The organism is Streptomyces sp. NPDC088762 (assembly GCF_044750905.1).
GTDB lineage: Bacteria > Actinomycetota > Actinomycetes > Streptomycetales > Streptomycetaceae > Streptomyces.
In genome coordinates, this window is sequence record NZ_JBIVKT010000006.1 from 77280 (window position 1) to 98299 (window position 21020).

General features: G+C 68.7%; 22 protein-coding genes and 4 pseudogenes. 13 read left to right on the forward strand and 13 right to left on the reverse strand.

Translation table 11 applies throughout. The features are described from left to right. The first annotated feature begins 1425 nt into the window (after positions 1-1425). A complete protein-coding gene (locus tag ACIP5M_RS16445; protein ID WP_401197999.1) occupies positions 1426-1737 on the forward strand; it encodes an HNH endonuclease in 312 nt (103 codons plus the stop codon). Positions 1738-2731: 994 nt separating this feature from the next. On the opposite strand, the pseudogene ACIP5M_RS16450 reads toward ACIP5M_RS16445, so the two are convergent. The 3 genes and pseudogenes from ACIP5M_RS16450 to ACIP5M_RS16460 all read right to left on the reverse strand — a co-directional run. After that, positions 2732-2896: pseudogene (locus ACIP5M_RS16450) on the reverse strand (pirin family protein); the annotation flags it as partial. Between the two features lie 133 nt (positions 2897-3029). Further along, positions 3030-4712 (reverse strand): S41 family peptidase, encoded by a 1683-nt coding sequence (locus ACIP5M_RS16455; RefSeq protein WP_401197393.1) that lies wholly within the window; start codon positions 4710-4712, stop codon positions 3030-3032. A 3-nt stretch (positions 4713-4715) separates the two neighbouring features. After that, positions 4716-4844, reverse strand: a complete 129-nt coding sequence (locus tag ACIP5M_RS16460) for a hypothetical protein (RefSeq protein ID WP_401197395.1) — start codon at positions 4842-4844, stop codon at positions 4716-4718. Between the two features lie 501 nt (positions 4845-5345). On the opposite strand from ACIP5M_RS16460, the gene ACIP5M_RS16465 reads away from it, so the two are divergent. Next, complete coding sequence (locus tag ACIP5M_RS16465) at positions 5346-5921, forward strand: hypothetical protein (RefSeq protein ID WP_401197398.1); 576 nt, start codon at positions 5346-5348, stop codon at positions 5919-5921. A gap of 204 nt (positions 5922-6125) precedes the next feature. Here ACIP5M_RS16465 and ACIP5M_RS16470 read toward each other — a convergent pair whose 3' ends face one another. After that, the gene (locus tag ACIP5M_RS16470) at positions 6126-6755 is read right to left on the reverse strand and encodes an ankyrin repeat domain-containing protein (protein ID WP_401197400.1); all 630 of its coding nucleotides are present in this window, start codon (positions 6753-6755) and stop codon (positions 6126-6128) included. Between the two features lie 74 nt (positions 6756-6829). Here ACIP5M_RS16470 and ACIP5M_RS16475 point away from each other — a divergent pair. From ACIP5M_RS16475 to ACIP5M_RS16485, 3 pseudogenes are all read left to right on the forward strand, one after another. Next, positions 6830-7423, forward strand: a pseudogene (locus tag ACIP5M_RS16475) (transposase); the annotation flags it as partial. A 266-nt stretch (positions 7424-7689) separates the two neighbouring features. Then, positions 7690-7914: pseudogene (locus tag ACIP5M_RS16480) on the forward strand (GNAT family N-acetyltransferase); the annotation flags it as partial. A 71-nt stretch (positions 7915-7985) separates the two neighbouring features. Continuing rightward, positions 7986-8818 (forward strand): annotated as a pseudogene (locus ACIP5M_RS16485) (SDR family oxidoreductase). Between the two features lie 219 nt (positions 8819-9037). Here the strand turns inward: ACIP5M_RS16485 and ACIP5M_RS16490 are convergent. Continuing rightward, positions 9038-9253 carry a hypothetical protein gene (locus ACIP5M_RS16490; RefSeq protein WP_401197403.1) on the reverse strand — a complete coding sequence of 72 codons (216 nt, stop codon included), beginning with the start codon at positions 9251-9253 and terminating at the stop codon, positions 9038-9040. A 48-nt stretch (positions 9254-9301) separates the two neighbouring features. Beyond that, positions 9302-10027, reverse strand: coding sequence for a hypothetical protein (locus tag ACIP5M_RS16495; protein WP_401197406.1), 726 nt, complete (start codon positions 10025-10027; stop codon positions 9302-9304). A 16-nt stretch (positions 10028-10043) separates the two neighbouring features. Here ACIP5M_RS16495 and ACIP5M_RS16500 point away from each other — a divergent pair, with 16 nt between their 5' ends. Genes ACIP5M_RS16500 through ACIP5M_RS16510 form a run of 3 tightly spaced genes read left to right on the forward strand, consistent with a single transcriptional unit; the run spans position 10044 to position 10935 of the window. Further along, on the forward strand, positions 10044-10205 hold the full coding sequence (locus ACIP5M_RS16500) for a hypothetical protein (RefSeq protein ID WP_401197408.1): 162 nt from the start codon (positions 10044-10046) through the stop codon (positions 10203-10205). Further along, complete coding sequence (locus ACIP5M_RS16505; RefSeq protein ID WP_401197411.1) at positions 10199-10468, forward strand: hypothetical protein; 270 nt, start codon at positions 10199-10201, stop codon at positions 10466-10468. The genes ACIP5M_RS16500 and ACIP5M_RS16505 overlap by 7 nt, the downstream gene beginning before the upstream one ends. Further along, the gene (locus tag ACIP5M_RS16510; RefSeq protein ID WP_401197414.1) at positions 10468-10935 is read left to right on the forward strand and encodes a TniB family NTP-binding protein; all 468 of its coding nucleotides are present in this window, start codon (positions 10468-10470) and stop codon (positions 10933-10935) included. Before ACIP5M_RS16505 ends, ACIP5M_RS16510 begins: the two co-directional genes overlap by 1 nt. 11 nt (positions 10936-10946) lie before the next feature. On the opposite strand, the gene ACIP5M_RS16515 is transcribed toward ACIP5M_RS16510, so the two are convergent. Next, complete coding sequence (locus tag ACIP5M_RS16515; RefSeq protein ID WP_401197416.1) at positions 10947-11156, reverse strand: hypothetical protein; 210 nt, start codon at positions 11154-11156, stop codon at positions 10947-10949. A gap of 501 nt (positions 11157-11657) precedes the next feature. Between ACIP5M_RS16515 and ACIP5M_RS16520 the strand changes: the two genes are divergently transcribed. The 3 genes from ACIP5M_RS16520 (at position 11658) to ACIP5M_RS16530 (ending at position 13122) form a co-directional block, all read left to right on the forward strand. After that, the gene (locus ACIP5M_RS16520) at positions 11658-12059 is read left to right on the forward strand and encodes a hypothetical protein (RefSeq protein ID WP_401197419.1); all 402 of its coding nucleotides are present in this window, start codon (positions 11658-11660) and stop codon (positions 12057-12059) included. 269 nt (positions 12060-12328) lie between these two features. After that, complete coding sequence (locus tag ACIP5M_RS16525) at positions 12329-12724, forward strand: transposase (RefSeq protein WP_401198001.1); 396 nt, start codon at positions 12329-12331, stop codon at positions 12722-12724. Beyond that, a complete protein-coding gene (locus tag ACIP5M_RS16530; protein WP_401197422.1) occupies positions 12658-13122 on the forward strand; it encodes a transposase in 465 nt (154 codons plus the stop codon). Before ACIP5M_RS16525 ends, ACIP5M_RS16530 begins: the two co-directional genes overlap by 67 nt. Here the strand turns inward: ACIP5M_RS16530 and ACIP5M_RS16535 are convergent. The 3 genes from ACIP5M_RS16535 to ACIP5M_RS16545 all read right to left on the reverse strand — a co-directional run bounded on the left by ACIP5M_RS16535 (position 13070) and on the right by ACIP5M_RS16545 (position 14543). Then, on the reverse strand, positions 13070-13600 hold the full coding sequence (locus ACIP5M_RS16535) for a hypothetical protein (RefSeq protein WP_401197425.1): 531 nt from the start codon (positions 13598-13600) through the stop codon (positions 13070-13072). The two genes, ACIP5M_RS16530 and ACIP5M_RS16535, sit on opposite strands and share 53 nt — an antisense overlap. A 345-nt stretch (positions 13601-13945) precedes the next feature. Further along, entirely contained in the window at positions 13946-14275 is a 330-nt protein-coding gene (locus ACIP5M_RS16540) for a hypothetical protein (protein WP_401197427.1), read from the reverse strand. Between the two features lie 13 nt (positions 14276-14288). Next, a complete protein-coding gene (locus ACIP5M_RS16545; RefSeq protein WP_401197430.1) occupies positions 14289-14543 on the reverse strand; it encodes a hypothetical protein in 255 nt (84 codons plus the stop codon). Positions 14544-14765: 222 nt separating this feature from the next. Here ACIP5M_RS16545 and ACIP5M_RS16550 point away from each other — a divergent pair, with 222 nt between their 5' ends. Further along, the gene (locus ACIP5M_RS16550; protein WP_401197432.1) at positions 14766-15275 is read left to right on the forward strand and encodes a hypothetical protein; all 510 of its coding nucleotides are present in this window, start codon (positions 14766-14768) and stop codon (positions 15273-15275) included. Next, positions 15272-18769, forward strand: a complete 3498-nt coding sequence (locus tag ACIP5M_RS16555) for a tetratricopeptide repeat protein (RefSeq protein ID WP_401197434.1) — start codon at positions 15272-15274, stop codon at positions 18767-18769. The genes ACIP5M_RS16550 and ACIP5M_RS16555 overlap by 4 nt, the downstream gene beginning before the upstream one ends. A gap of 470 nt (positions 18770-19239) precedes the next feature. Here the strand turns inward: ACIP5M_RS16555 and ACIP5M_RS16560 are convergent, their stop codons facing one another. The 3 genes from ACIP5M_RS16560 to ACIP5M_RS16570 form a co-directional block, all read right to left on the reverse strand. Continuing rightward, the gene (locus ACIP5M_RS16560; RefSeq protein ID WP_401197435.1) at positions 19240-19971 is read right to left on the reverse strand and encodes a hypothetical protein; all 732 of its coding nucleotides are present in this window, start codon (positions 19969-19971) and stop codon (positions 19240-19242) included. Between the two features lie 576 nt (positions 19972-20547). Further along, positions 20548-20736, reverse strand: a complete 189-nt coding sequence (locus ACIP5M_RS16565) for a hypothetical protein (protein WP_401198004.1) — start codon at positions 20734-20736, stop codon at positions 20548-20550. Between the two features lie 41 nt (positions 20737-20777). Next, entirely contained in the window at positions 20778-20912 is a 135-nt protein-coding gene (locus ACIP5M_RS16570) for a hypothetical protein (protein ID WP_401197437.1), read from the reverse strand. Between the last annotated feature and the right edge of the window lie 108 nt (positions 20913-21020).

The following is a 21020-nucleotide window of genomic DNA, read 5'->3' on the forward strand; positions in this document are numbered from 1 at the left end:
GCGCGCTTCCATCCCGCCGGATGGCTCTACGACGACCACCAGGCGTAGCCGATGGCGCAGGCCTCACCCACGGGAAGCACTCTCCCCGCTCCCGATTACTCCCAGGGCATCCCGCTCCCGCCAGTCTCTGCCGCCCCAGCCCACCGCGCACCAAGACCGGACCATTTCCGGACCAGCCTCCGTCAGGGGCCGCACCAACGACTCAGCGCACACCCGGTTCGGGCCAGCCACCAGAGCGTCAGCAGGCGCTCGCTCAGGCCGCTGTCAGTGCCGTGGCTTACCTTGCCGCTGGAAGCCGCAGTCGATGCCCAGCGGGCCCCGAAGCAGACGGAGGTACGCCCCCGTGAGGAGATGTGCCGTATGCACAAAGGACATCAGTCATCGACATGGGCTGGCGAAGTACTGCTCTGACACCTGCGCCTTGGAAGCACGTCGCCCGTCCGTGCTCATCTGCGAGGAGTGCAACGCGCCGTTCGAACGCCCCAACCGCGCGGGGGCTCCGCCGCGCTACTGCACCGAGGCACACAGAGTGGCAGCAACCGTCCGCAAGCGCAGCGACTACCACACCGCCCGCGTAGACGAAGCGCGCCTGCTGCGCGGTGAAAGAGCATGCGAGGTCTGCGGGGCCGACATCACTCATCGCCACCCGAAAGCAAGGTTCTGCAGTGGCCGGTGCCGCTATGACGCCCAAGGGCATGTCCCCCGTGAACCTGCTCTATCTCACGAGGAGCGCCTACTCCGTCGACGCGTAAGACGTGCCGCCGCACGACCCGCTTGGGTATCTCTCCTGTGCAGGCGTTGCGGCAACTCCTTCGTAGTGCCCGGCGACCTGCCTGGACGCAAACCGCAGCGCTGCCAGCCGTGCCGGGATCTCGACAGGCGACAGGAGCGCACGGGGCCTCGGTCCTGTAAGGGCTGCGGTCTGACGACTCCGATCGGACGCCGCTCTCTCGCCCTCTACTGCTCCGCAGATTGCCAGGCCAGCGCGAACAATGTGGCTCAGGCCAGGCGGCGCAAGGTGGAGCGGCTGCAAGGGAAGCTGGACCGGGAGTGCGCGGTCTGCGGTCTGTCGATCGAGGTGCGCGAACACGGTCTCCGAAAATACTGCGGCCAGGGCTGCTGGTACAGGGCCAACTACACCCCCGGCCGAAGGCCGGCGCATGTGCCTGGTGTGGTGGCCCGATGTCTCAGCGTCGGGCCGGCGCCCGATTCTGTGGCCAGACCTGCCGCTTGAAGGCTCAGTACAAGCGCACTGTAGGTTCCGCTCTTCGTTCGCGCCCTTGCAGCCATTGCGGACAGCGGATGCCTCTCAGTACGGCGCACCGCATGTACTGTTCGGGCCGCTGCTCCCGCCGCGCCTACTTCGAGGCGAACACGGAGAAGGTACGGGCTGCAAAGCGTCGCGGAAACCATCAGCGCAGGGCGATGCTTGCCCAGGCGAAACGGTACAGGGTCACCGACCGCGACCTCCTGCGTCTGTGGGCTCGGTACGAGGCCCGGTGCGCGTATTGCGGGGATCGTTCACGAGCCCTGCACCAGGAGCACGTGGTGCCCATCTCCCGAGGAGGAGTCGACGGAATCGGCAACCTGGTACCGGCTTGCCCCGACTGCAATCTCGCAAAGGGTGACAGGACTCTCATGGAATGGCGGCTCGGACGAAAATCGCCGCGCTACCGCGTCCCATCCAATCCGCAGGACTCGGTTCGGCTCCCGACCAGACCGGCACGGGTTCAGTGAGGCAGGTTCCGCTGCAGGCGCGATGCGGTGGCCCTTCCCTCCTCCCGGAACCGGGTTACACCACCCTGTTCCCTGGCGGGGCGCCGGCGCTGGCATGGCGGGCCGAGAAGGGGCAACAGCGTCAGGCGAGTTCCCGGACGTCGAGTAGCAGCCCCCAGGAGTCGCGGCGGTGAGCCGCTTCGCACTCGGCCTGGAGGGAGGACCGGGGTACGGTCAGGACGGGGCAGGCCGAGTGCGCGAGGACGTAGCGGGCCACCGAGGGGCGAAGCAGGTCGCGGGGGGGCCCGAGCCCACCACGAGCAAGTCCTCCGAGTGACGCTCGACGTCGGCAAGCGCGGCGCCCGCCGTTGCCCCGCACCGTGAGGCCCGTGACGGTAACGGCCGGGGTCCCTGCGCCGAACACGGCGTATACCTCGCGCAGGCGATCCGCCGCAGCCGCCCCGGCACAGTGCCACACCGGCACACTGCGGAAGGTGCGGCTGCCCTGTCCGCCGTCCGCGGCCTGCCACGCCAATGCCAGGCACAGCGCCACCCGCAGCAGCGGGACCTCGACAGCAGCCTGGCGAAGTGCTCGGAGGGCGCCCGGGGCCCCACTCACCCGACGACCACCTTCAGCCACCTCCGCCTCCCAACCGCGCAGCGCCCTTTGTCACCCGTGTACAAGATCCGACAGGCGCCACTCGCACAATGCGGCGACGGATCGCACACCCCGGTCGGATCCCGTATCGGCGCTGTAGCAGCCCGGGGCGAGAGAGCTGCCTCCGCCGGCAAGTCGATAGGACGCAGTCCGAAACCAAATCTAACTACTCGTCAGTAAAGTCAGCAAAAGGTCAGCATCCGTCCGACCAAAGTTGATTACAGCCTGCAACACGTGAGACCCGACCTCCATCACCGGAGGCCGTCGCGGCACCGCCGGCAGCCTCACGCGAGGAGCCGGAAACGGAGGGTTGGGCACGCGCACCGCGCCCAACCCGGGTCGGCGCAAAGCAGCAGGTCAGCGAACTCTTCCTCTGGGCTTCAGGTGCGTGGGGGGCAGTTCCGGGGCGGGAAGCGGAGGGCCGTCGTAGCCCTTCACCTCGCCGAATCGGGACCCGTTCATCCAGTCTTCGCGGGCCTGCGCGATATCATCGTGTGACCGTCCGATCCAGTTCCAGAACAGTCCGATCATGGCCACAGCCGTGCTCCTCGCTCACGTGGGGTAACCGGCACGGGCTCCGCGGGCCCGCCACCGATACCGCCTCCTCCCACGGCCCGACTTCGACCACCGCATCTGCGCTGACCGGTTCTGCCGATCAGGCGCGACAGGCGGGCCGTGACTCCAGCCACTTCCTGGCGGCGTCGACCACAGGATCATCGGTGCCGCGGACCGTGTCCTGCCCGGTGAAGTCCACGCGGTCGTCGGGGGCGATGGGGGTATTGGTGTAGCGGCGCCCGGTGCGGTCCATATCGGCTGCTTCAGTGAGGATGAGGAGCGCACCGTCGCTGAGCGTGTAGGGCTTGTTGCCTGTTGCAAACCCGGCCGTGGGCAGTCCGAAGCTTCGGCTCTCCGGCCGGCCGCGGAAAGCGATCAGGGTGGCCTCGCCGGCACTCGCCGTCTCGGGTCCCGTGAGGACCGCCACCGGTGGCCGGGGCCGATGCAATACGTACGCGTTGTGGGTCACGTAGTCCTCGATCTCCGACTCGCCTGTTTCGGTGTCCGGAGGGTGGTACTTGGGGATGACTTCACCGCCGACGGACAGCTTTCCTTTGTTCAGCTCCCATGCGCTCTGCTTGCCGTCGGCGCCCACGAAGGCGCCGAGGCGGCCGTCACCCAGCAACGGTGCCAGGACATCGAGCTTGGGCCAGATCGCCCCTCCGTTGTCCTGGCGCAGGTCGACGATCCACCCGCAGGGCTTGGATGCGTCGAGTGAGCGGATCACCTGTGCGCCTGCCCGGGCGTAGCCCGGGATCTTCTCCGTGGTCGGGAGTGACACGTAGCCGATCTTCTGTGCGAGGAGGCGGCCCTGGGGTACCGGCGGCGGTCCCTCGGTACCGGGTGCCTCGGCGGACGGGTTCATCTCGGCGGCCTGCTCCGGCCTCAGGAAGAAGGTGTGGGGATTGTGGAGGGACTTGACGGCGATGTCGATCGCGTCGTAGGTGTCGGCGCTGGTCTTGGCCCCGGCGGCTTCGGTGAACGCCTGACGCCGTACCTCTGGCCAGTCGACCTTGTTCCGGTCGAGCGAGTTCTTCTGGAGCAGGTCCAGCACGTGGGTGAGGTACCGCTCCGCAGCTGCCGACATGTTCGAGGTGGGTTGCGGTGACGGTTCAGCGGCCACCACACCGGCCGGAGCTTCGAGCACACGCGCGGCGCTCGCGGAGCCGCCTGCCGTCACGAGCCCGCCTGCCAGCACCACGGAAAGGGAGAGCACCACCCCACTCTTGCGCGTACCTGTGGTCACAACGATCTCCTCGGTGAGATCAAAGGTCGCCTTCATCATCGTCACGCGCGGGCAGAGACCCGGCAAGCGCTGGCCGGCAGTCGGCGCCACGGCCGGCATGCGCCGCTCGCAGTCACGGGCGACCGTACGGGCACGCGTCCGCGAGCCGGGGCTTTGGATGAGGTGGCACACGACACCCTCCTCGGGTGCCCCCCAGGCCGTCCCATACCCACCATAGGCACCCGCCCCCGAACCCGCAGCCGGAACCCGGTCGGACCGGCGTGCACGACGTTCCGGGCCGAACCCGATCCGCCGAACCGGCCGGGCGACACCCAGTGGAAAATGCGGCCGTGGCCGATGAAACGCCATGGCCTCGTCGGCCGGCCCGGGAGCCGTCTGCAACATCGGGGCCGCGAGCCGGTGCGTCCACACCCGGCTGCCGTCCTCGCGCTCCACCTCCTGCCGCACCAGAAGACGGACCTGGAGCCGCTGCCCGTCCGGCAAGACCATGATGATCGGCCAGTACCCGGACGACGGCTCCGGCGCCGCCACGTTCACCGCTCACCCCCGGGCAGGGGTTCCGTCCGGGCCCTGAACGACGAACCGCCCGTCGATGTACCGGGTCACCAGCTGCTCCTCGCCGCCGGGAGCGGCACTCGCCACCTGCTGGAGCGCCGACCGCGGGGCCATGCTCCACTCCCGGCCCCAGTAGGGACCCGTCCGCCTCGCCGACGGCCGTACCGTCCTCACCCAGCCTGGGCGCCGTCGTACTGACGGCATCGTGTGGTGGGGTGGGGGGCGGAGCTGGCGGAAGAGCCCCAGGGGCCGGGGGTGGACAGTCGTCGCGTGCATGTCGCCCGGCCCTCCCGCACACGCATGCTGACCCGCGCCGTATGACGCGCCCCCAAAGCACACGGACCCGCCGAAGCAGGCCGACGCCCGGGCGCGCGGCAGGGGCCGGCCGCTCCGGCTGGCGCGGACGGCATCCGCTACCGCGGACAGATAGGGACGCCCCGAGCCCGGGGAGGGGCGGGTAGTCCCGTGAGAAGGGCGGCACTGGGGCCGTCAAGTCCCAACTTTCCGGGCCGTGACCCCGCGCCCGCCCTGAGGCCCAATAGAGACAAGCAACGGCACGGCGTGAAACCAACCGCCGACCACACCCCCCTCTAGCCCAGTAAGGACCCCACTGTCATGTCGATCAAGGCCCGCCGCCTCGCCCCGCTCCTGATTGCCACCACCCTCGCCACCGGCGGTATCGGCCTCACCACCGCCGCCGCCCACGCCGCCCCGGCCTCCACCGCCGCCAGCCTCCCCGTCGACAGCGACAACCCCCTCGTCCACGCCTATAGCAAGATCGGCAACAACGACGCCAACGGCGGCGACACCGAACCCCCCACCGGCGGTGCGGGCGGCACCGACAACACCCCCAACGGCGGCGACACCCAGCCCCCCACCGACGGTGCAGGCGGCACCGACAACACCCCCAACGGCGGCGACACCCAGCCCCCCACCGGCGGTGCAGGCGGCACCGACAACACCCCCAACGGCGGCGACACCCAGCCCCCCACCGGCGGTGCAGGCGGCAGCGCCGGCGGACTTGGCGACGACGGAGACCCCAACACCGACGCCCTGGAGATCAGCAACGGCGACGAATACATCGGCAGCGAAAGCCGAACCGACGACGCACACCCCGGCCCCATCATCACCGACCACAACCCCCTCATCGACGCACTCAGCAAGATCGGCAACATCGGCAAAATCGGCTAGGACCACGCGCCAGACAGGGCGAAGGTTGCGCACTCAGCGACCGAACCGCTCGTACGCCGCCCGCCCGGGACGCTGCCGACCATCCGGCGACGACACCGTTCGGGCGTGGGCGGCAGCCGCGGAGCCACCCCCTCCCCCAGCTTGCTCTTTACGGTCTGTGGTGCGGAGCACAGCCAGCGGGCGTGGGAGGGACGGAGGTGACCGCTACGCCTCCTGCTCGGATGCTGAGCCATCCCTGATTCCTACTGCGGTGAGTACACCGATGACGCCCTCGTACCGCTGGTCGTCGGGGAACCGCGCAGCCCGGCTGCGTGCGATGGCCAACGCTGCGGGCCGAGGTTCGGCACCGCGCTCAAGCAGGTGCCGCAACATGTCCACCTGGCCAAAGGCGGCTGCCCAGTCAAGGGCGGTCCGGTCCTTCATTTTCGCGTCGATGTTGGCGCCGCGGTCCAGCAACAGGTCCACGGTCGGCGGGTGCCCCAAGCGGCTGGCCGTGGCTGCCATGACCAAGGCCAGGTACCCCATCCCGTTCCGGGCGTCGGGGTGGATGCCGGCATCAAGGAGAGCGCTGACGACTGCGGTTTGCCCCAAGGCCGCCGCCAGACACAGTGGTGTGGTCTCCTGGTACGTCCCCACCTCCTGTTCCAGATCCGAGCCGGCCTTGGCGAGGAGGCTCACCACATGGGCATGGCCCCCACGCACCGCCTTCTCCAGCGCTGTAGACCGATCACTGTCCAGCGCATCCGCAGCGGCGACGCCCTCCCCGAGCATTCGTTCCACCAGGACGGCGTCGCCGTTACCCGCCGCCTGCACGAATTGATCCACCGTGTCCATCGTCTGATCATCTCAGTTGGGGTCCGTCGCAAGGAGTCTGGCCTCGAACGGCACCCCCGAACGTGATCACCCATATGGGGTTTCCGGGGGACGTACACCCCGGCCTTCACCTGATTCTGTGCTCCCTGCTGCATCACGATGGCCAGCGGGAGGCGTTGGCTGTGAACGTCACATTTCCGGGACGCCTTCTACGGGTGCTTACACGGGCACCGGGACGAGCTGTTCAAGCTGACGGATGCCTTGCTGTGCGCTGACGGGCCGGTGAGGTCACAGTGGGCCTGACGCTGCTGACCGAGCACCGGCGTGGGCACGGCGCCCTATACACAGCGCTGACCAACGGCCGCATCGACGTCGCCCGGCTGCGGCGGGTCCTCGCCGCGCCCGGGGCGGCTGACAGCCGGCTGGTCCTGGCCGTGTAAGTAAGCAATTGGTTGCGGCCGGACGCCGATTGCAGTCCGGAGCGGTTGTTCTGCCCTACCGTCGGCCGTGGCCAGGACCAGCACCTGATGTTTCCTGGGTGGCCGTACTCGTTCGTCGCCGCCCTCGAATCCGGGCGGACGCTCGTGGTGCCAGCTGCTGACGCCGTCCACCTGGGCCCCGACGATGACGTCGCCGAGGTATCGGCCACCCAGGCCCGCCGCGTCGTCGAAGACCTTGTCCGCGGCGGCCCGGCGACTTGAACCTGTCTTCGATGCTGGATAAAAGACCACCCATCACCCCAGCAGAAGCCGCTGAGAGTGGAGATGCCCATCGAACGGCTCGCGGAGGCCAGGCGCGGGCTCACGGTCGTACCGGCGCCGGCGCGCGGCTGGGTCGTGGTCCCGGGGGTGCCGGGCGAGACGGTCTGGGCGCAAGCCGCAGCGGGTTACGCCTCCGCCAGCCCTGCCGTCCACGTATTGCCTCACATCGGCTACGGGCGGAGACAGTGCGACCCGTTGACCCCGCGTGGGGCGGGCGGGGCCTGGGTGACCGTTTCATGTCCCTGGCCAAGAAGCGGCAGCCCGACGGGCTGGCGTTGTGGACGTTCCAGGTCAACGAATCGGCCCACCGGTTCTACGAGCGCCACGGTTTCATCGCGGTCGAGCGAACGGATGGTCTGCGCAACAACGAGCGCGAGCCGGACGTCCGTTACGTCTGGCCTCCCCCACCAGCACGCTGACGATGAAGGCGGTCATCCAAACTCCAGGGTGACCGGCCCTCATCATCGCGGAGCCGGTCTAGGGGGTCGCAATGAGCGTTCTGATCGTCGGCGGCAGCGGCTTCCTCGGGACCGAGCTGGTCCTGCAGGCGAGAACAGCGGGGCACACGACCGTCGCGACATACGCAACCAAGCCCGGTCCCGCCTCCCCGACCGCGTGGCGCCACCTTGACCTGCGGGACGCGGGCAGCCTGGACGCCACCATGGCCGAGGTGCGCCCGCAGCTCATCCTCAACGCGTCGAGCGGCCTGGCCGACTGGGCGACCACGGCAGAGGGCCCCATCCGGCTCGCGATGGCCGCGGCGACATACGGAACCTGCATGGTACACGTGTCCAGCGACGCAGTGTTCTGCGGTGCGCGAGTCCACTACGACGAGTCCAGACTCCCCGACCCCGTCACCCCTACGGCGCGGCCAAAGCCGCGGCAGAGACCGGCGTCCTCGCCGTGCACCCGAAGGCCGCTGTCGCCCGGACATCACTGATCATCGGCCACGGGCAGTCCGCCCACGAACAGGTGGTGCACGAACTCGCCGACGGCACGCGCGACGGCGTCCTGTTCACCGACGACATCCGCTGCCCCGTGCACGTCACCGACCTGGCCGCCGCCCTCCTAGAGCTGGCCGCCGCCGACACAGGCGGCGTACACCACCTCGCAGGCCCCGACGCCGTGAGTCGTCACGAGCTTGGCCTGCTCATCGCCGAGCGGGACGGTCTTGATGCCGCCCGACTGCCCACAGGCCTGCGAGCCGACAGCCCCCTTCCCGGCGCGCTCGACGTGCGCCTCGACAGCCGAGCGACCCAGCGCACCACACTTCGCGGGGCCCGGCAGTTCCTGCACCGCACTGGGTACCAGCCCAGCCTGTAGCCCCATGAAGAAGAGGTCGAACCTGCGGCGTACCAGACCGAGCCCCGCACGCTAGTGCAGATCAGGCAGCGCTGGCGGCTCACGGGGCGGCCTGGCGTAGCTGGGCCTACACCTAAGACAAGAGGAGCAGCCCCAGTAGCGCGTGCCTGCCCGAAGCTCCTGGGCAGGCACGTCGGCTTCCAACGACGCGGTAGTGCCACTACCGCAGTCGGGCCCGAACTAATTCGTACCGGACAGGCGGTCGCCCACCCGTTGGCACACCCTGCCGACCTTACGGCGCGCAACCTTGATCTTCGGGGACCAGAAGCCCCTGACGAGGCCGGCCTGCCACAAAGTGAACGGCAGGCCGACCGCCAGAACGACGGCGCCAAGCAGAGCCGCCAGGCTCGGGTTCTCAGCGGCGAGGGACATGGCCGCCTCGGTGTTGCTCTTCATCTTGATCTCCACATCGGTGACCGGGCGGGGCGCGCCTGGTCTGTGGGATCAGGCCGCCAATGCCCAGGAAGGACTGGGGGTATCGAGGTTCAGAGCAAGGTCGGGCCCTCGTGGGACCTGCGGTGACGCCATGCGGATCACCCCGCAAGGTGAGCAGGCGACGGGCGGGACGTTGTGGTCGTACTCGTACGCCGACGGCGCAAGCAGGCGCTGGATGGCGAGCAGGAGGTCCGCCCGGAGCACTGACAGCAGACCCGCAAGGGAGGTGAGCTGGTCAGCGAAGGAACGGGCGAGTACCTCCCTCATCCCGAGCAGTAGGCAGATTTCCGCCAGAGAGCCCCCGGTCGGGCGACGCATCCCCGCTGAGAGCACGTAGGCGCCCAAGATCTCCGAACCGTTGTGATCCTTCGTCAGCCGAGGGTTTCCGTAGCGGCGATGGAGTTCTCGAACCGTATGTACGCGGGGCACCTCGCCGAGTGCCTGGCCCAGGAGTACCGCGAGAGGTGAGGCGGCAGGGGACAGCCCCTCTTTGGCCCTACGCGCAGCGTACTCAAGGAGACTCAGGTGGTGGAAGGAGTTCCACTGGCCTCCCGCCCGTGTCTTGGGCGCATCGACCGCGAGTCGCTCGGCGAACAGGCTGTCGAAGAGCTCAGCGAACTGCTGCGGCTCCGAGTTCACCAACGCCGCTAGGCGAACTTTTGGGTCGTCAACGGCAGCTTGGAACGCGGCGAGGACTTCCTCCTCCGCGAACTCATGCTGCTCCGCCCGATCCATGCGCTGAACGATACCCGTGCCGCGGAGCTGGCGTGGCCTCGACGACCTCGACAACACCCCCGATGTGCCGCACGAGGACAAGGACGAGGACGGCCTTGCAGGCAACGCCGACTCCCCCACCCGCCCCTACACCGGGCTCGGGATCTACGACGCCCGCGCGGAAGCACTCACATGGTGAACAACACCCCCACAGCCGGCACCCCGGCCAGCAGGTCCCCCAAGCCCTGGGACCAGCCGCACAGCAACGAGGAACCGGTACGGCAGAGCTGGCCCATGACGATCTGGCAGGGCTGGCAGGAGTTCGCCAACACCCCGCCCCCAGTACCGCCCACACCTGGTACCCCTCCCCGCAGCGTTGAGGAACGTCTGGCCTACCGCTCCGCGTTCGTCACCGTCCGCACCCCAGCCATCGACACCCTCGCCACCAGCGTCCTATCCTGATGGTCCTCGGTCGCCACCAGCAGACCGCCCGGCCGTCCCTGATCGTCACCGGACCCGCAGCCGCCGGGAAGACCACGACCCTCCTCCACGTAGTGCGTACCTGCCACCTCGCCCCCCACCCCCACGGGCAAACCGTCGGACGTCCACTGCCCGTCGCGTACGTCCTCGTCCCGCCCGGCGCGACCGCCAAGACGCTGGCGGCGGAATTCGCCCGTTACCTCGGCATCCCCGTCACCCCCCGGATGACCCAGACCCAGATCACCGAAAGCGTCTGCCACACCTACAACCAGGCCGGAGTCCGCCTCGTCCTCATCGACGAGATCCACCGCGTCAACCCCCGCACCACCGGCGCCGAAACCGCCGACCTCATCAAAGACCTCACCGAACGCATCGCGGCGACATTCGTGTACGCCGGGTCGACGTCACACAGACGCCCCTGCTCACCGGTGTCCGCGGTGCCCAGCTAGCCGGCAGAGCGTCACTCATCGAGCGCGGACCCCTCCCCGCACGCCTCGGCAACCGGCACCCCTTCACCGACACCGTCACCGACCTCGAAAACGCCCTCGCCCTCCACCACCACCGGCCCGCTACCCTCACCCGCCACGCCACCCACCTCCACCAACGCACCGCCGGCCGCATCGGCAGCCTCACCCGACTCATCCGACAAGCCGCCATCACCGCCATCCATGACGGCAACGACGCATCACCAAGACCACACTCGACGCGATCCACCTCGACCACCACGCCGAAACCACACACCAGCCCAAAACCCGCACCCCCACCCACCGAACACCGCGCCGACCTGCAAAAACACCAAGAAACACGAAATGGCACCTCGGACCTTGAGACCCAGGCACCATCTGCAACACCAACAAGACTCTCAACTAACCTGAAAGAACCCCAGGTCAAACCGCTCCCACCCCGCGCACCCCGTTCTCAGTGGCTGTATCTCAACCGATCATGGAACGTGGAAGTCGAACAGGCTTCCTGATGGGGTGGTCTTCCGGCTGTACGTGCATCAGGGCAGGGCCTCTTGGTAGCTCGGGGCCCCTCACGAACAAGCGGAAGCAGAACGCTGAATGTCTCCCTCGCCCGGACCGAGACCATGCCTGACCAGCGAGAATCAAGCAATCACGTTCGGTTGAGATACGGCTGCTGAAGGAGCAGGCCTGACCTTCATACTCTGGGCATGAGTAGATACGCCGAGGTCATCGTGTTGGCACGGAGGGCGGAGGAGGTGATGGAGCCGCTGACCCGTCCCGACGAGGATCGGGAGTGGCACCAGTGCTTCACCCGGGTCGACGATTCCAAGTTCGCCGGAGAGTCCGGGCCGTCCGACGAGTGCTACACCTGGGTCAACCAGTTCATCCGCCACAACTGGACCGGGCTGCTGGGCCACCTGGAATCACTGCCCTGGCCCGACCCGTGGTCGGTACAGGTCATGATTCGCGACGAGGAGGACGACTGCTTCGGGCTGTGGATGCTCTACGACGGCAAGCTGGTCGAGGTGCCGCTGCCCCGGACCCGTCGGGAGCCCTTCTCGGCCAGCCTCAGTGGCGTGCTCACCCGCACGGACGGGCCCCGGGCCTGAGAAGCCGCATCTCAACCGATCTTGGAACGTGCGGGTCGAACAGGGTTCCTGGTGGGGTGATCTTCCGGTTGTACGCGCATGAGGGCAGGGCCTCTCGGTAGCTCGGGGATGCGAATCGAACCGAGCGATGCCGGGAGGCACTGTTGTCGTTGTTGTATGCGCCCGCGCCCGTTGACTTCAACTCGGCCGTCGTGTCGTGCGATTGTCTCGCGCACGTGTACGGGAATGCGGCCGATCACCCGGACCGGGTGCGCCGGTATCCATCGGACATGACGGACGCGGAGTGGGTAGCCGTGCGGCCGTTGCTGCCGGTGCCGGCCTGGCTTCGGGGCCGGGGCGGGCAGCCCGAGGGCTACTGCCACCGCCAAATGCTGGACGCGATCCGCTACCTGGTCGCGGGCGGGATCTCTTGGCGGGCGATGCCTGCGGACTTCCCCGTCTGGGGCCGGGTCTACGCCTTTTTCCGCCGCTGGCGCGAGCACGGACTGATCACCGAGTTCCATGACCGGCTGCGAGGCAGAGTGAGGGGGCGCGAAGGCCGGGAGGCCGAGCCACGGCAGGGATCATCGACGCGCAGTCGGTGCGGGCTGCCGCGACGGTGCCTGCCGCCTCACGCGGCTATGACGGCGGAAAGAAGGTGCCGGGCCGCAAGCAGCACCTCGTGACCGACACGCTCGGCCTGCTCCTGGTCGTCGCAGTCACGGCCGCGAACGTCGGCGACCGGGACGCCGCCGTGGGCCTGCTAACCAGACTGCGCCGCCTGCACCGCGACAGCACCCTCGTCTGGGCCGACGGCGGCTACACCGGCGGCATCGTCGACTGGTGCCGTCAGAAGCTCGCTCTGACCCTGGAGGTCGTCAAACGCACCGACGATATGGAGGGATTCGTGGTGCTTCCCAGGAGGTGGGTGGTAGAGCGCACGTTCGCATGGCTCATGAACCCCCGCCGCCTGGCCCGCGACTACGAGACGCTGCCGGAGAACGGCGAGGCAATGATCCAGTGGTCGATGGTCACTCGGATGAGTCGGCGCCTGGCACGTCCACGGGCCGCCGACCGGCACTGAATGCCCCCGACACCTCGAGGAGCAGCCACCCGCGCTCTGCCAGGCGCCTGGCCTTCGACCGCACGCCCTCGACCTTCGCCGGCGTCGCCTCAAGGCCCAGCTTTGCCGTGATCTCCTTGGCACGCAGCGGCCCCAGCCCCGTTTCCCGCCGCTCTTCCAGCACACCAAGGATCCGCTGATAGTCCGGCGCCAGTACCGTCACCGGCAACCCCTCCCGCCAGGGCGGCACCGGCGAGCCCGGCACCGGTGCGAGCGAAGGCGCCGATTCCTCCTCCACCGGGGTCACGGCGGCCGTGGTCTCGGCCGCATGGACGGCCAGGGCCTCGACCAGTTCCTCCCGTGCGATCACCCGCCGGTCCAGCTCGATCTCGGCTGCCTCCAACGTCGCGGCAACCCGCGCTGCTTCCTCCCGCAGACCCTCGACCCGCACCCGGGCAGCAGCCTCTCGCTCCTCCAGCATTCCCAGCACCGACGCCACCGCGCACCCCTCGACCACGAGACGGAAACATGACGCCGCATGCCTCCCTCACCTCGAGCGAAACCATGCCTGACCAGCAAGAATTAAACGATCACGTTCGGTTGAGATACGGCTTCTCAAGGACGGCAACCCCTCGCCTTCCAGCGGATCGGGGCGCGAAGCCCGGTGCCGACGGGCCCGGGCCAGCACCGACCGTGCCGAGTCGCAATCCGGGTCGCCGGTGCTCGCATGGATACTCGCATCGGTGAGGCGGGACCACGTATCCACGCCCGTCCCGCAGACGGAAGCATGCACCACGTGGTGCATGCCAGGGCCGTCGTCTTTCAGAGCAGCTGGGCCACCGGGTTACTGCGTCCAGCCGGTCGCGGAGCGGATCGTCTCAAGCTCCTCGTCGGTGGGCGTACGGAACTCGAGCAGCTCGTCGTACCAGTCGAGCACGCCGCGGCGCAGCTCGTCGGCGATCTCCTCCAGGCAGTCGGTCTCGAACATGTCGTTCGCGTCCGCCGGCCTGCCGGGGGCCTCGGTGTCGTGGCGGATGACCTGGATGTAGTCGAAGGTCTCGCCGCTGCGGTCGTACGCCATCTTGCCTGCGGACACGCGCAGGTAGAAGGCGCGGCCCTCGGCATCGGCGCCGATGCCGAGGAGTCCGTCCAGGGTGGAGTAGTCCTGGCTCATCCTCGTGCCTCCCTTACCGCCACCGGCGCCACCACGGGCGGCCGTGGTAGGCACGGTAGTTGTTCTTCCACTTCTGCGACGACTTGTTGCGCCACTGGAAGTTGGACTTGCAGTGTCCGTCCGACTTGTGCGTCGGACGACGCAACTGGCGGAGCTTGTCGCGGGAGATCCGGCCGAGGTTGCCGCCGAACCGGCTGGAGCCCCGGCCCACCCACATGCGGCCCGCCAGCCAGGACGTGGCGCGGCCGGCGCGGAGGCCACCGTCCATGCCCTTCGCGGCACCCGCGACACGGAGCCAGCTTTGGTCGTCCTGGGGTGTAGGCAGACCAGGACGACCAGCGGTCGGGGGATGCTCGCTGGTTCCGCTGATGAACCGGTGAGAGTCAGTGTGGGCCAATCGGCTGCGCTCGGTGAGATGTTGGGCAAATGATGGGCTGTCACGCTCGCGAGGGGGCGTTGCGTGGAGTCTGCGTGAGTAGGGGAGGGCCGGATGCGGCAGGGGTGGAAGTGGTGGGTGGCAGGGCTGGTGACGGTTCTGGTGTTCGCTGTGGTCACTTGGATCTTCGCGGACTTCGTTGCCCCGCTGTGGGTGAAGCAGGACGACGGTGTGAGGTGGGCCGTGGGTCTGGGGGCGGGAACCGCGGCGTCCGGGCTGGCGGCGGTTTGGGGCAAGTCCTACGCCAGCGCCCCGGCGCAGCCGCATGGGCCCGAGCCGACCGGAGCCTCGGGGACGGACGATCCGGGGCGCGCTCCCGGCGGCCCACAGGTCGTGGAAGGGAGCGCGGCCGGCGAAGGGATCACGCAGGTCTCCGGTGCGGGCAGCGTCAAGATCACCCGCCGTGGCGGCTCACCCGCGCCCCTGCCGCCGCGGTCGGAGCCGCGCGAGGCGCCGTCGGCAGCCGAACCGCCCGCCGACGGACAGTACATGGTGCGGTCCGATGCGGCCGGTCCGGTCGACCAGGTCCGCGGTGTGACCGGTGACGTGGAGATCGAGCAGTGAGCGGGCCGAATCTGTTTCGGCGTGGTCAATGGGTTGCCCACTCCGTGGTCTACGGCTCGGTTGTCCAGATCCGCGATGTCACCGGCAACGTCTACGTGAACATCCACAACGAGCGTCCGCTGTATCGGGTGGATGCCTTTCCGTTCGAGCGGCCGACGCTGTCGGTGAAGCGGGCACGGAGCCAGCCCGCGAGGCTCCTGCAAACGCGTTACGCGATCGTCGACTTCACGGGCCGGTGCTTCGAGTTGGCCCACCTGAGTGCGTGGCGGGACAGTGACGAGGCGGTGTCGGCTCTCCTGCTGCACGGGGTCGGCGGTCAGGGCAAGTCGCGGCTGGCAGCCGAGTTCGCCCGCGTGAGTCGAGATCTGGGCTGGCGGGTACTTCAGGCCCGACATGCGAGCGATCCGGCCCCCGGGCCCGGTCGTGGGGGCGGACAGCTGGGCACCGAGCCGTCGGCGGACAGCACGGGAACGCTACTGATCGTCGACTATGCCGAGCGCTGGCCTGCCGCCGACCTGCTGGGACTGTGCGCCGATGCGACCCGGCAGCCGCACCGCGCGCGGGTGCTCCTCATCGCCCGTTCTGCTGGGGTGTGGTGGCAGACCCTGGCCGGCAACGACCTCGACCGCCTGGAGATCGACACCGGCCAGTTGGAGCTCGGTAGCCTGGCCGACGAGGATTCGAGCCCCCAGGCGCTCTTCACGGTCGCGCGCGATCGTTTCGCAGCCGCCCTGGACATCACTGGGGCGGACACCGTGCCGCCGCCCCAAGCCCTGGGAGAGAACGAGGGGTTCCGTGAGGCGCTGGCCCTGCACATGGCGGCCCTGGCCGCCGTCGACGCCGACCACCGGAGCAGGCGGGAACGACAACCGATGCCGGCCCTGGGGAGTCCCGCGGAGGTATCCGCCTACCTGCTTACCCGTGAACGCGCCTACTGGCGTGATCTCCACGCACACGGTCAAAGCCGCACCGACGCCGACTCCCTCGGCCGGGCCGTCTACATCGCGGCCCTGACCGGAGCCCAGACCCACTCCCACGCCCTGGATGCCGTCACACGTGCCGTCGTCGGAACAACGAGTGAACCGTCGGATCGGATTCTTCGAGACCATGCCATCGCGTACCCTGCGCCGACCACCGGGGCCGCCCGGGGCTACAGCGACAACGAGATCACCTTCTTGGAACCGCTGTACCCCGACCGCCTCGCCGAAGACTTCCTCGCTCTCACCCTCCCTGGGCACCCGATACCCTCCTACACTCCCGACTCGTGGTCCATCGACGTCCCGACGCTCCTTTTGACAGGCATCGACGCCAGCGCGGCAGCGCCGCCGCCGGTTTGGACCCGGTCCGCCCTGACCATGCTGACGGCGGCGGCAGCCCGCTGGCCGCACCTGATCACCTGCCAGCTCGCCCCCCTGTTTACTGCACATCCCACACTGGCGTTGCACGCCGGAGGGGCTGCCCTGGCCTCGCTGGCCAACCTTCCAGGCCTACCCCCCGCGGTCCTGGAAGGCATCGAAGCCCACCTACCCGAGGGACGCCACACGGACTTGGACGCTGGCTCTGCGGTCGTCGCATATCGCCTGGCCCACCACCGCCTCGCCCACACCCAAGACCCCCTCCAGCACGCAATGGTCCGCGCCCATCTCGCCCTGCGTCTGTCCTACGCGGGACTCGACGCAGAAGCGCTCACCGCAGCCCAGCACGCCCTGCCCGCCTGGCGGCAACTCGTGCAGGAGAACCCCGCAGCCTATGAGTCGAGCCTCGCCGACGCGCTGATAAGCCTCAGCGTCTTCCTGTCGAACGTCGGACGGTGGGAAGAGGCTCTGGCCCCGTCACGAGAAGCCGTCGCCCTCCAACAGCGTCTGGCCGAGGCGGACCCCGCCGCCCACACCACCAACCTCGCCAGGGCGCTGAACAACCTCAGCCTCCGCCTGTCCGAGGTGGGACGGCGGGAGGAGGCCCTTCCCCCGGCCGGACAAGCCACGGACCTCTTCCGTCGGTTGGCCGAGGCCGAACCCGCCACCTACGAAACCGACCTCGCCGGGGCGCTCGGAAATCTTGGCGGAGCGCTCGCAGGAGTGGGACGGCGGGAGGAGGCCGTGGCCCCGGCGCAGGAGGCGGCGGAGGTCTTCCGTCGGCTGGCTACGGCCAACCCCGCCGCCTACGAACCGGACCTCGCCAGGGTGCTGGTCAACCTCGGCCGCCACCTGTCGAAGGTGGGACGGCGGGGGGAGGCGCTCGCTTCGGTCGAGGAAGCTGTAGAGGTCTTCCGTCGGTTGGCCGAGGTCAACCCTGCGGCCTACGATCCCGACCTCGCCAGCGCGCTGGTCGACCTTTGCACTCGCTTGTTGGAGGCGGGACGGCGGGGGGAGGCGCTCGCTCCGGTCGAGGAAGCTGTAGAGGTCTTCCGTCGGTTGGCCGAGGTCAACCCTGCGGCCTACGATCCCGATCTCGCCGCGGCGTTGGGCAATCTCGGCGCAGTCTTGGCGGAAGCGGGACGGCGAGACAAGGCACTGGCCCCACTCCAGGAGGCCATCGCCATTCACCGACGGCTGGCCGAGGCCAACCCCGCCGCCAACGCACCCAACCTGGCGAGGGCGCTGGGCAACCGCGGCAAACTGCTGTCGCGGTTGGGGCGGTTGGAGGAGGCAGCTGCCTCGACCCAAGGAGCGGTGGAGGTCTTCCGTTGGCTGGCCGAGGGAAACCCCGCCGCCTACGAACCCGAGCTCGCCATGGCGCTGAACGATCACGGCATATCTCTCTCCACGGTGAGACAGAAGGAGGCGGCCTTGGCGGTGGCCCAAGAGGCCGCGGAGGTTTACCGGCGGCTGGCCAAGGTCAACCCCGCGGCCCATGAGCCCAACCTTGCGATGGCGCTGAACAACCTTGGTAAGCAACTGTCGGAAGTGGGGCGGATGGAGGAGGCCCTGGCCCCGGCCGAGGAATCTGTTGCCCTGCGCCGACGGCTGGCCGCGGCCAACCCCGCCGCGTACGAACCTGGGCTCGCGATGGCGCTGACCAGTCTCGCCGCCCTTCTGTCGCAGATCGGGCAGATGGAGGAGGCCTTGGCCCCAGCCCAGTTGACCGTCTCCATCCGTCGACCACTGGCTAAGGCGAACCCAGACGCCTACGAACCCGGGTACGCAGCGGCCTTGACGAGCCTCGGTACCTACTTGTTAGGCGCTGGGCGACCCGAGGAGGCCGCAGCCCCGGCCCAAGAGGCCGTGGAGGTCTACCGGCGCATGGCGCGAACCAACCCAGCCACCTACGAAGCCGACCTCGCCACGGCGCTGCTGACGTATGCACTAGGCCAAAAGAGTGGTGGCAACGGAGAGTTGACATCTGCGCTGGCCGCAGTGACGGAGTCCCTGGACATCTATGGACGGCTGCCCCCGGCCCAGTCCCGTGAATACGCCCATCTCCTGCGCACCGCTCGTGCCGTGAAAGCCGACATCCTGGATGGGCTCGGTCGCGTCGGAGAGGTGATCCTCTGACAAAGCAGCCCCCTGTCGGTATTCTTCTGCGTCTTGCGGATGATGCTGGAGGCCGGGGTGACCGTGGTCGCGGAAGCGGCCTTCCAGAACAGGCTGTGGCGGCCGAACCTGGAGCCCCTGGTCGAGATGGCGGACATCTGCGTCGTGCGCACGGCCTGGGGCGCCATTGCATATGAGCGGATCGTTCGACGAGCGGAGGCGAGCCCGCCTCCGACGCGTTGTTCGGATGCGGTCAATGACCAGCCGTACACAAGCGGTGACTTCCCTCTCGTGGAACTTCCGCCCGCAAAGCCGCTTGAGGTACCAGGTGCCGCCACCCGCCCCAGTGAGCCGCCACACCCGGCTGCCGGTGCGCACCCAAGACACCTCCGTCGCATCCGCGACCCGGCCCACGGCCTTCTCGGCGAACACGCCAAGCTGCTGGGGAAGCTCGACTGCATCGGTCGGGGCCAGGCAGGAGTTGGGTGCGGTCAGTGCCATGCGGGGCGTGTTCGAACGGTGTCGCCCTGCTGCTGGAAGTGCACGGCGGCGGGAAGAAGAGCGCGGTAGGCGTCCAGCCCGGCCCGGCAGTACGCCACCATCGGCGCGGGGAGGGCGTCGAGCGGGTACCAGGCCATGCCGTCGCAGCGGTCTGGTGTGAGGTGATCCGCCACGGCGGGCCGCCTCCGGGCGCAGCGGGACGGTGCGACCGAGCGCGCGCAGCCGGCTGTCCTAGTCGTGGCGGCCGAGGATAAGGAGCTGTGGGCGGGTGAGGGTGCCAGTCGTGGCGCCGATGATCGCCTAGGTGGTGTCCCGGCGCCGGACCTTGGTCCAACCGCCACATACCCCGGCATGTAGTGGCTGGTCTGGGGCTTGCAGAGGATGCCCTCTACGCCGGACACGTCCGTCCATGACTCCAGCCACTCCCGGGCCTTGGCCGGGTCCGTGGTCATCGGACACAGGGTCCAGGGGGCCGTCAGGGCGTGGTCGGTGAACAGGGTCTCCAGGCGGGCGCGGCGCTCGGCGTGGGGCAGGTGCAGCAGCTCTTGGCCGTCGATCTGCAAGACGTCGAACACCACGTAAAAGGCCGGCTGCTTCGCGGCCAGCGCGGGAGCGCTGCGGGCACGGGCAGCGGCCCGACGCTGCAGCCCCTCGAACGACAGGGTGTCAGCCTCGCTGTCCCACGCGAGCAGTTCACCATCGAGGACCAGGCCAGGCGGCAACTGCGCCTCGCCAGCGGCGACGAGATCGGGGAACGCGCCCTGGACCCACCCCCGAAGCCAGCGGACGCGCGGGCGGGATCACCTCGGCGGCCTGCGCCAACATCGGCTCCACCGGCGGACGCAACACCATCCCCCAGGCCTCCCTCATCCTCGACACCAGCGCCAGCCTGACCCGTGCCCACGCACACGACCGGGCGATGACGTCGGACGGCCCACGGAGTCCCTCCTCCCTACTGAACCTGCACGGCACGACCCGCACCCGCCGCGACCCGATACGTACAGCACATGGCGGCTGGCTACCCAGGATGAGATCTCCCCTACGACAACGTCTCGCACAAGTCCGGGTGGCTTCGTCCACGAGTTCCGGGTTTTGGCACAGATCTTGGGAAGCCGCCGCGGAGCGTCACCTCGATGTTCGAGGAGGTGCTTCCTGGACATCAAGTAAGCGGGTCGGTCGCCCAAGGGGCGAAGTGCTGAGCTGGACGCTGCCACCACTCATCGAGCAGTCAAACAAGTCGGCCGAGGCCAGTTCGGCCACGCCCACCCGACCATGCTCCAAACCGGTCGCTCGCTCCGTCAGCGTTTCTGTGCTCGGTACTGCTTGAGGAGAGCGGTGAGCTTCGCGGGTTCGGCAGCGCCGTTCAACTCCGTCAGGAGAGCGTCAGGGCAGACCTCGTAGTGGTCACCCCACCACCGCTGCCCCTTGTTGTCCCAAATGCGATACCCGCCGGGTACCCCCCTGGCTACGTACCGTCGCCTGCTTATATCGATCACCCCTCATGACAGTCTCCCCACACTACAAGCTGCTACTGGAACAGGATCATCTTCCGGAGCAGGTGGAAGCCGGCTCGTCCGTAGAGCTGCCTCTTGATCCTTTTGATGCGGTTGACGGCGCCTTCGATGCTGCCGGAGCTCCAGTGGAGGGTGAGCCTGGCGGTCACGGCGTCGAGGTCTCGGAGACTGTGGAGTGCGAAGTTGGTGAGGCCGGGTAGTTGGCTGGCGTCGACTGCGTCGAGTCCGCCTGCCCGTCACCGGCCCGGATGCCGCCC